The 10,427-nt window shown below is 71.8% G+C and carries 1 protein-coding gene; it reads right to left on the bottom strand.

Annotation, left to right across the window (positions count from 1 at the left end; genetic code table 11):
- A partial coding sequence (locus OQ789_RS25480; protein ID WP_324689160.1) for a non-ribosomal peptide synthetase occupies positions 1-10,427 on the bottom strand: 10,427 nt, incomplete at both ends.

Raw genomic sequence — 10,427 nt, 5'->3', positions numbered from 1 at the left:
AGCTGCGCGCCGATGCGGCTGCCGCCGTCGGCAAGCTCGCCGAACTGGGCGCGCTGCCACAGCGTGTAGTCGACGTATTGCACCGCCAGCGGCTCCCAGTCGGGCGCCTGTCCGGCGCACCGTGCGGCGTACGCCGCTCCCAGGTCGCGCATCAGCGGCCGCAACGACCAGCCGTCCGCGGCGATGTGGTGCACGACGGCCACCAGCACATGATCGCCCTCGTCGACCCGGAAAAGAGAAGCCCGCAAAGGGATTTGGTTCGCGAGGTCGAAGGTCTCGGTTGCCGCGGCGTCGATGGCCTCGCGCAGCCGGCTTGCCGACCAGCCCCGGGCGTTCACGATCCGCCAGCACAGATCGGCCCGCCCGGCCGGAATCACCACCTGCTGGGGCGTGCCCTCGGGCGCGGCGAACACCGTGCGCAGGCTCTCGTGGCGGGCGACCACGTCGGCCAGCGCCGCTCCCAGCGCGTCGGCGTCGAGCGTCCCGCGCATCCGCAGTCCCGCGGCCATGTTGTAGACCGGCGACGGCCCCTGCAGCTGGTCGAGGAACCACAGCCGGCTCTGCGCGAACGACAGCGGGACCACCGCCGGGCGTTCGCCCGCCGTCAACGGGTCCAGCCGGCCGGCATCCTCACCGAGGCGGGGCGCCAGCTGGGCGATCGTGGGCGCCTCGAAGAGGGCGGCCACCGCCACGCCGAGGTCCAGGGCGCTGTTGACCGCGGCGATCACCCGCATCGCCGAGATGCTGTCGCCGCCGAGGTCGAAGAAGGAATCGTCGACGCCGACCCGCTCGACGCCGAGCACGTGGGCGTAGATGCCGGCCAGGATCTCCTCGACCGGGGTGGTCGGGGCGCGGTACCCGGCCGCGGCGTATTCGGGTGCCGGCAGGGCGCGCACGTCGAGCTTGCCGTTGAGGGTCATCGGCAGCGCCTCGAGCGCGACCACCGCCGCCGGGACCATGTAGCCCGGCAGCCGCTGAGCCAGCGCGGCGCGGGCCTCGGTCGCCTCGGCCGTGCCGGTGACATATCCGACCAGCCGCTTGTCGCCGGGCCGGTCCTCGCGGACGATGACGACAGCCTGGTCGACCCTGTCGAGCGCGGCCAAAGCCGAGCGGACTTCGCCGACTTCGATGCGGTAGCCGCGGATCTTGACCTGCTCGTCCGCGCGGCCCAGGTACTGGAGCTGGCCGTCGGGGCCCCAGCACACCAGGTCCCCGGTGCGATACATGCGCGACCCCGACCCGCCGGAAGGGCACGCCACAAACCGCGACGCCGTGAGTCCGGCCCGGCGCACGTATCCGTATCCGACGCCGCGCCCGGCCACGTACAGTTCGCCGACCACCCCGGCCGGCGCCGGGCGCAACCACCCGTCCAGCACGAACAGCGCTGCCCCGGGCACCGGCGAGCCGATCGGCGGCGCCCCCGCGCCCGCCGCCAGGGGCGCGCTCGCCGTCGCGAAGATCGTGGTTTCGGTCGGGCCGTAGACGTTGATCATCACCCGGCCGGGCGCCCAGCGGTCCACCAGCTCGGGTGGGCACGGCTCGGCCCCGATCACCAGGGCCGCCGACTCCAGGCCACGCGGCGACAGCATCCGCACCGCCGACGGGGTCTGGCTCAGCACGGTGACCTTCTCCGCGACGAGCAAGGCGTGAAAGTCCTTGGGCGAGCGGGCCACCGCGTCGGGCACCACGACCAGTCGCCCACCGTGCAGCAGCGCACCCCAGATCTCCCACACCGAGAAGTCGAAGGCATACGAGTGGAACTGCGTCCACACCTGGGCCGCCGAGAACCGCACGCCGACGGCCGCCGAATCGAACAGCCGGGTCACGTTATGGTGGCTGACCGCAACGCCTTTGGGGAAGCCGGTGGTGCCCGAGGTGTAGATGATGTGCGCGACGTGTTCGGGGTCCGGCGCCGGCAGCGCGGTGCCGGGCCGGGTGCGCACGGCGGGGTCGTCGACGTCGATGACGGTCAGGCCGGTATCGCGCAGCTTGTCCGCCAGCGCGGCGGTGGTGATCGCGGCCGACGGCGCGGTATCGGCGAGCATGAACTCGACACGGGCCGTCGGCAGCGCGGGGTCGATCGGCAGGTACGCCGCGCCGGTTTTCAGCACCGCCAGGATGGCCACGATCGCGTCGGCCGACCGTCCGAACAACAGCACCACCGAGTCGCCCGGGCCGGCACCGCGCCCGGCGAGCAAGTGCGCCAATCGATTTGACCGCTCGTCGAGCTCCCGATAGGTGATCGACCGGCCCGCGAAGGTCACCGCAGCGGCGTGCGGGTCGCGCGCCGCCTGCGCGGCGAACAACTCCGGGATCGACGACCGCGTCGGGGACGGGCCGGGTCGCGTCGCTTCCGGCCGGGCGCCCCACCGGTCGAGCCGCTCGCATTCGGCGACGTCGAGCACGTCGATCGACGACAGCCGGCGCGCCGGGTCGGACGTCATGACGACCAGCACCCGCCGCAACCGTTCGATCAGCGTCGCGATGGTGGCCGTGTCGAAGACGTCGGTGTCGTATTCGATCTGCAGCCGCAGCTCCTGCCCGGGCTGGGCCTGCACGGTCAGCGGGTAGTGGGTTGATTCCCGGCTGGTGATGTCGGTGACGGCCAGCTCGTGGTCGGCCGACAGCGCGGCGGCGTCGACCGGGTAGTTCTCGTACGCGAAGAGCGTGTCGAACAGCCGGTCGTGGCCGGTGATGCGGTGGATCTCGGTGAGGGCCAGGTGCTGGTGGTCCAGCGTGTGGTTGTGGGCGCCCTGCAACTGGTCGAGCAGATCGGCGGTGGTGGTGGTCGCGGTGATGTTCGCCCGCACCGGCACGGTGTTGATCAGCAGGCCCACCATGGTGTCCGCTCCGGCGATGTCGGCGGGCCGGCCCGACACGGTGGTGCCGAACACGACGTCGCGCTGCCCGGTCAGGACGCACAGCAGTTGCGCGAAGGCGGCCTGCAGTACGGTGTTGACGGTGGTACGGCACGAGCGCGCCAGGTCGGTGATGGCCCGGCTGATATCGACTGGCAGCGTGAATGATTCGACGCTCTGCCGCCCGGGGCGGGCGCGGTCCCGGGGGCCGACCAGGGTCGGCGCGTCGAAGCCGGCGAACACCTCGGCCCAGGCTGTCCGTGCGGCGCCGACGTCGCGCCCGGCCAGCCAATCGACGAAGCTGCGGTACGGGACCGCCGCCGCGAGCCGCCGGCCGTAGTAGCCGGCGAAGATCTCGCCCAGTAGGATCGGCATCGACCAGCCGTCGAGCACGATGTGATGGTTGGTCAGCACCAGCCGATAACGGTCGGATGCGATGCGGGCCAACAGAACCCGGAAGGCGGGGCGATCGGTCAGGTCGGCGCAGACGGCGGCGCGCTCGGCGGCGCAGAGCCGACGCAGCTCCTCCTCGACGTCGCGGCCATCGAGGTCGAGGCACTGCCAGGACGCCGCGGCGTCAGCGGGGATGATCTGGACCGGCTCGTCGTATCGGTCGCAGAACCGGGCCACCAGGTTCGGGTGCCGGCCGACCATCGCCTGTACCGCGTCGCGCAGGCGGTCGGCGTCCAGCGGGCCGGTGATGCCGATGTCGAGCTGTCCGGCGTAGAGGTCGTCGCTCGCCTGCGCGGTGTTGGCGTGGAACAGCAGGCCGCGCTGGACCGGGGTCAGCGCCAGCACGTCGGCGATGCGCTGTTGGCGGGCAAGCTGATCCAGCTGTCGCTGGGTGAGCCGCGCCGGTGCGATGTCCGACGGCGTCAGGCCGCCCCCGCCGGAGCGCACGTGGGCGCAGATGCCTTCCAGCGCGTCGAACCACAGCCGGCTCAGCCGGGTGACCTGCTCGTCGTCGAGCGCCGACGGCGCCCAGGTCCAGTTGGCGTGCAGCCGCGGCCCGCCCTCGGTGTCGATAGTGGCCGCGTTGAGTTCCACGGTGTGCATCAGCGGCATGGGTATCGCGGCGGCCGCGGCGGTGACCGCCCAGCCATCGGCCTCGGGCCGCCACATGTCCTCGGAGAGCTGGGCCGTACCGCCCTGGCGTCCCAGGTAGTTGAACCCGATCGGCGGGTCGGCCGCGTCCAGGCCGGCCTCGGCGTTCAGGTGTCGCAGCAGGCCGTAGCTCAGCGGGTCCGGCAGGCCGCGCAGTTGTTCCTTGGCGTCCTTGAGAAGCGCGCCCAGCGCGGCGCCGCCGGCAACCACCTGCGCCCAGGAGATGCCGCCCACCGCCAGCGCCACCGGATATTTGGCGGTGAACCAGCCCACGGTGTGGGATAGGTCGACGGCGCGGGCCAGTTCCTCGTGGCGGCCGTGGCCTTCGACGTCGATGCCGACCGGCGCGTCGCGGCGGCCCGAGAACTCCGCACACGCCAGCCCGAACGCGATCAGCAGAATGTCCTGCACGCCAACGTGGAATGCCGCGGGCACGTCACCGAGCAGCATGCCGGTGGTCTCGGCGTCCAGTTCCGTCGAGAGGTGCCCGGCGGTGGCGAAGGTGTCCGTCTCGGGATCCACCGCGGGCAACGCGGCGGGGGTGGCCGCCACCCGCTTCCAGGCGTCCGCCTGCTCCGCGACGCGCGGGTGTTGGGCATACCCGGCCAGCAGCGCCGACCACCGGGCAAACGACGTGCCCGCGGCGGGCAGCTCGACCGGTTGCCCGGCGTGATGCTGCGCCCAGGCAATATTCAAGTCCTGCAGCAGGATTCGCCACGAGACGCCGTCGACGGCCAGGTGGTGGACGATCACCACCAGTTGGCCGGTGGCGCGGGCCCACACCGCGCTGAGCATCACGCCGGCGGCGGGGTTCAGCCGCGTCCGGCCCTCGATGACGGCCGCGTCGGTCAATTCGTCCACCGCGCAAAGGCTTTCGCGGGCGTCCACGGAGCCCGCCCCGGGCACCGTCAGCGACCAGCCGCCCGACCCGTCGTCGTCGACGCGCAGCCGCAGCATGGCGTGCCGGTCCAGCAGGGCCTGCAGCACCGCGACCACGTCGGCCTCGATGACCCCGGCGGGGGCCTGCACCAGCATCGTCTGGTTGAACTCGTCGACGCTGGCGCCGGCGCGGTGCACGTCGTGCAGCCAACGGATGATCGGCGTGGCCACCACCGGCCCGAGCCCCTCGTCGACCACCGCCTGCGCGTCGGCTGCCTCGGCCACCCGGGCCAGCCGGGCCACGGTCTGCTCGACGAAGATGTCGCGCGTCTTGCACACCAGGCCTGCGGCCCTCGCCCGGGTCACCACCTGCATCGACGAGATGCTGTCGCCGCCCAGGTCGAAGAAGGAGTCGTCGGCCCCGACCCGGTCGAGGCCGAGCACCTGCGCGTAGATGCCGGCCAGGATTTCCTCGACGGCGTTGCCGGGGGCCCGATACCTCTCGGTGTCGCGATACTCCGGTGCGGGCAGGGCGCGGGTGTCGAGCTTGCCGTTGGGGGTCAGCGGCAGGGCCTGCATCGCCACCAGGGCGGCCGGGATCATGTAGCCCGGCAGCCTTTCGGCCAGCGCGGCGCGGATCGCGGCCGGGTCGGTGGTGCCGGTGACATATCCGACCAGCCGCTTGTCGCCGGGGCGGTCCTCGCGGGTCACGACGACCGCCTGCTCGACGCCGTCCACTGCGGCCACCGCGGCCCGCACCTCGCCGAGTTCGATTCGGTAGCCCCGGATCTTGACCTGCTCGTCGGTGCGGCCGAGGTAGTCCAGTTGCCCGTCGGCGCGCCAGCGCACCAGGTCGCCGGTGCGATACATGCGCGTCCCTGGCGCTCCGAACGGGCAGGCGGTGAACCGCGACGCGGTCAGCCCGGCGCGGCGCCAGTAGCCGGCCGCGACCCCGGCGCCTGCCAGGTACAGTTCGCCGACCACGCCGGGGGGCACGAGCCGCAGGGATTCGTCGAGTACGAACGACGCGCCCCGGGGCACCGGGGAGCCGATCGGCACCACGTCCGCCGTCCCGGCCTGCAGCGGCGCGCTGATCGCCGCGTAGACGGTGGCTTCCGTCGGGCCGTAGGCGTTGATCATCGTCCGGCCCGGCGCCCAGCGGTCCACCAGTTCGGCCGGGCACGCCTCACCGGCCACCACCAGCGTGACCGACTCCAGCCCCGCGGGTGAGAGCGCGCCCGCGGCGGACGGGGTCTGGCTGAGCACGCTGACCTGTTCGGTCACCAACAGTGCGTGCAGATCTTCCGGTGAGCGCGCGACCGATTCGGGCACCACCACCAGCCGGCCGCCGTGCAGCAGCGCGCCGAAGATCTCCCAGACCGAGACGTCGAAGGCCAGCGAATGCCATTGCGACCACACCCCCGCGCGCGGCAGCCCCGAGTCGCCGGGCGCCAGCAGCTGGGCGACGTTGCGATGAGTGACCGCGACGCCTTTGGGGACACCGGTGGTGCCCGAGGTGTAGATCAGGTAGGCGATGTCGTCGCCGCTCGGCGCGGGCAGCGCGGCGGCCGCGTCGGTGTCGATGACGGGATGGTTGACGTCGATGACCGCCACGTCGTGCCCGTCGAGCCGGTCGGCGAGACCCGCGGTGGTGACGGCGGCGATCGGTGCGGCATCACCGAGCATGAACCCGATCCGGGCATCCGGCGACGCGGGGTCGATCGGCAGGTAGGCCGCACCGGTCTCGAGCACCGCCAGGATCGCCACGATCGCCTCCGCCGACCGCGAAAACAGCAGCGCCACAGTCTGTCCCGGACCCGCACCCGCGCCGGCCAGCCGATGCGCCAACCGATTCGCTGCCGCGCCCAGCTCGCGGTAGGTCATTGACTCGCCGTCACATACCAGTGCAGTGGCGTCCGGGGTGCGTGACACCTGCGCGGCGAACAGCACGGGGATCGAGTCGGTCTCGGTCGCCGGCACGGTCACCGCCGCCCGGTTACCGATCGTGCCGAGCCGGGTGTGTTCGGATTCGTCGAGCAGGTCCACCGCTGACAACGCTTGTGCGGGATCGGCGGTCAGGGCGAGCAGCACCCGCTGCAACCGCCCGGTCAGGGCCTCGATGGCGGCGGCGTCGAACACGTCGGTGCGGAATTCCACGGTTCCACCGATGCCGGCGGGCTCGCCGGCCCCGCTCCAGCGCTCGCCCATCGAGAAGGTCAGGTCCATGCGGGCGGTGTGGGTGTCCACCGGTATCGGGGTGACCTCGACCTCGCCCAGGGACAGTCCGGCGGCGGGCCCGCTGCCCGATCCGGCGAAGTTCTGCCAGGCCAGCATCACCTGTACCAGCGGGTGATGGGTCAGGCTTCGCGTCGGGTTGAGCCGCTCCACCAGCACCTCGAAGGGCACATCTTGGTGCTCGTAGGCCGCCAGGCTGCGCTGGCGCACCTGGTCGAGCAGCTCTGCGAAGGTGGGGTCGCCAGCCACATCGACGCGCAGCACCAGGGTGTTGACGAAGAAGCCCACCAGGTCGTCGAGGGCGGGATCGCGCCGGCCGGCGATCGGAAATCCCACCGCCACATCGGAACTCGCGCTGATCTTGGACAGCAGCACCGCCAGGGCAGTCTGGATCACCATGAAGGCGGTGGCGTTGTGCTGGCGAGCCACCTCGCCGACGCGCTGCTGCAGCCCGGCCGGCCAGTCGATTTCCACTGTGGCGCCGCGCTGATCGGCCATCAGCGGGTAGGGCCGGTCGGTGGGCAGCTGCACCCGTTCGGGCATCCCGGCCAGGGCGCGCTCCCAGTACTGCAGCTGGGCCGCGATGCGGCTGTTGCCGTCGTCGAGGTCGCCGAACTGCGCACGCTGCCACAGCGTGTAGTCGACGTACTGCACCGGCAACGGGTGCCAGTCGGGACCGCGCCCCGCGGTCCTGCCGGCGTACGCGATCCCCAGGTCTGCGACCAGCGGCGTGATGGACATGCCGTCGGCGGCGATATGGTGCACGACGGCCACCAGCACATGCTCGCCGTCGGCGACGCGGAAAAGGGTTGCGCGCAACGGTATTTGGGCGGACAGATCGAAGGTGTAGCGGGCCGCGACGCCGATCGCCTCGCCCAGCCGGCTTGCCGGCCAGTCACCGGCGTCGATGATCTGCCAGCCGAAATCGGCCTGTCCGGCCGGGATCACCACCTGGCGGGGTGTGCCCTCGGGTGCGGCGAACAGGGTGCGCAGGCTCTCGTGGCGGGCGACCACGTCGCCCAGCGCGGCACCGAGCGCACGGGCGTCGAGCGGGCCGTTCAGCCGCAAGGCCGCCGCCATGTTGTACACCGGTGAGGGCCCTTGCAATTGGTCGAGGAACCACAGCCGGTTCTGCGCGAACGACAACGGGACCACCGCGGGCCGCTCGGTCGCCGTCAACGGCTCCAGGCCGCTGCCGCCATCGCCGATACGGGGCGCCAGTTGGGCGACCGTGGGCGACTCGAACACGACGCGCACCGCGAGGTCGGCGTCCAGGCCGGCGTTGATCGCGGCGATCAGCCGCATGGCCGAGATGCTGTCGCCACCGAGATCGAAGAACGAGTCGTCGACGCCGACGCGCTCTGCGCCGAGGATCTCGGCGTAGATGCCGGCCAGGATCTCTTCCGTGGGGGTCTCCGGGGCGCGGTACGCGCCGGTACTGAACTCGGGCGCGGGCAGGATGCGAATGTCGAGTTTGCCGTTGGGTGTCAACGGAAGTGCGTCGAGAGCGACGATCGCGGCGGGCACCATGTAGGCGGGCAGTCGTTCGGCCAGTGTCGTGCGCGCCAGGTCCGGGTCGGCGCTGCCGGTGAGGTAGCCGACCAGTCTTTTGTCCCCGGCGCGATCCTCGCGAGCGATGACCACGGCCTGGTCGACGCCGCCGAGTCCGGCCAGCGCCGACTGGATTTCGCCGAGTTCGATGCGGTAGCCGCGGATCTTGACCTGCTCGTCGGCCCGGCCGAGGTACCGCAGTTGTCCGTCGGCGTCCCAGCGCACCAGGTCGCCGGTGCGATACATGCGCGATCCCGCGCCGCCGAACGGGCAGGCGACGAACCGCGACGCGCTCAGCCCGGCCCGGCCGACATAGCCTGTGGCGACGCCAGATCCTGCGACGTACAGCTCACCGGCGACCCCGAGCGGCACCGGCCGCAGCGACGCGTCGAGCACGAACAACGCAGCCCCGGGAACCGGCGCACCGATCGGCACCGGCGCGCTCTCGGCCGGGGCCAGCGGTGCGCTGATCGCGACACACATGGTGGTTTCGGTCGGGCCGTAGGCGTTGACCATCACCCGCCCCGGCGCCCACCGCTGGACCACCTCGGGCGGGCAGGCCTCACCGGCCATCACCAGCGACACCGAGTCCAGCCCCGCCGGCGAGAGCATCGCCACCGCCGACGGGGTCTGGGTCAACACGGTGACGCGCTGGGCGACCAGGACGTGGTGCAGGTCGCGCGGTGAGCCCGCGATCGACTCGGGCACCACGACCAGTCGCCCGCCGCGCAACAGCGCGCCGAAGATCTCCCAGACCGAGACGTCGAACGCCAACGAGTGACAGTGCGACCAGATCCCCGCGGCAGGAAGTCCGGCGCCCAGCGACCCCAGCAGCCGTGTCACGTTGCGATGAGTAACCGCAACCCCTTTGGGGACACCGGTGGTGCCCGAGGTGTAGATCAGGTAGGCGATGTCGCCGGGGTTCGGCGCGGGCAGCGCGGTGGCCGCCTCGGTGTCGATGGCGGGGTCGTTCACGTCGATGACGGGCACGCCGTGGCCGGCGAGCCGATCCGTGAGCTCGGCGGTGGTCACCGCGACGACCGGCCCGGCATCGTCGAGCATGAACCCGATCCGGGTGTCCGGCGACGCTGGGTCGATCGGCAGGTAGGCCGCTCCGGTCTTGAGCACCGCCAGCATCGCCGCGATCGCTTCGGCGGACCGCGAAAACAGCAACGCCACAGTCTTTCCCGGGCCTGCACCCACGCCGGCCAGCCGATGCGCCAGCCGGTTCGACGCCTCGTCCAGCTCGCGGTACGTCACCGACAGGCCCTCGCACACCACGGCCACGGACTCGGGCGCACCGACGACCTGGGCGGCGAACAACTGCGGTACCGACGCCGCCGCGCCGCCCGGCGCCGTCAATACCGCCGTGTTGCCAAGCGTTTCCAGGCGGGCGCGCTCGTCCGGGTCGAGCAGATCCACCGACGACAACAAGTGCGTGGGATCGGCGGTCAGCGCGGTCAACACCCGCCGCAACCGCCGGATCAGGGCTTCGACGGTGGCGGCGTCGAACACGTCGGTGCGGAACTCCACCCGCCCGCCGATCCCGGCCGGCTCGTTGTTCTCGGTCCAGCGTTCGGCCAGCGAGAACACCAGATCCATGCGGGCGGACTGGTCTTCCACCGGCACGGACGTCACGTCGAGGTCGCCCAGCGCCACACCGGCTGCCGGGTCATCGTGTCCGGCGAAGTTCTGCCAGGCCAGCATCACCTGCACCAGCGGATGATGGGTCAGGCTGCGCGCCGGGTTGACCTTTTCCACCAGCACCTCGAACGGCACATCCTGATGTTCGAAGGCCTC

Origin of the sequence: Mycobacterium sp. 94-17, from assembly GCF_035617725.1 — a bacterium.
Lineage (GTDB): Bacteria > Actinomycetota > Actinomycetes > Mycobacteriales > Mycobacteriaceae > Mycobacterium.
The sequence above is the reverse complement of the archived record's forward strand: the minus strand, read 5'-3'. Positions and strand labels throughout refer to the sequence as shown.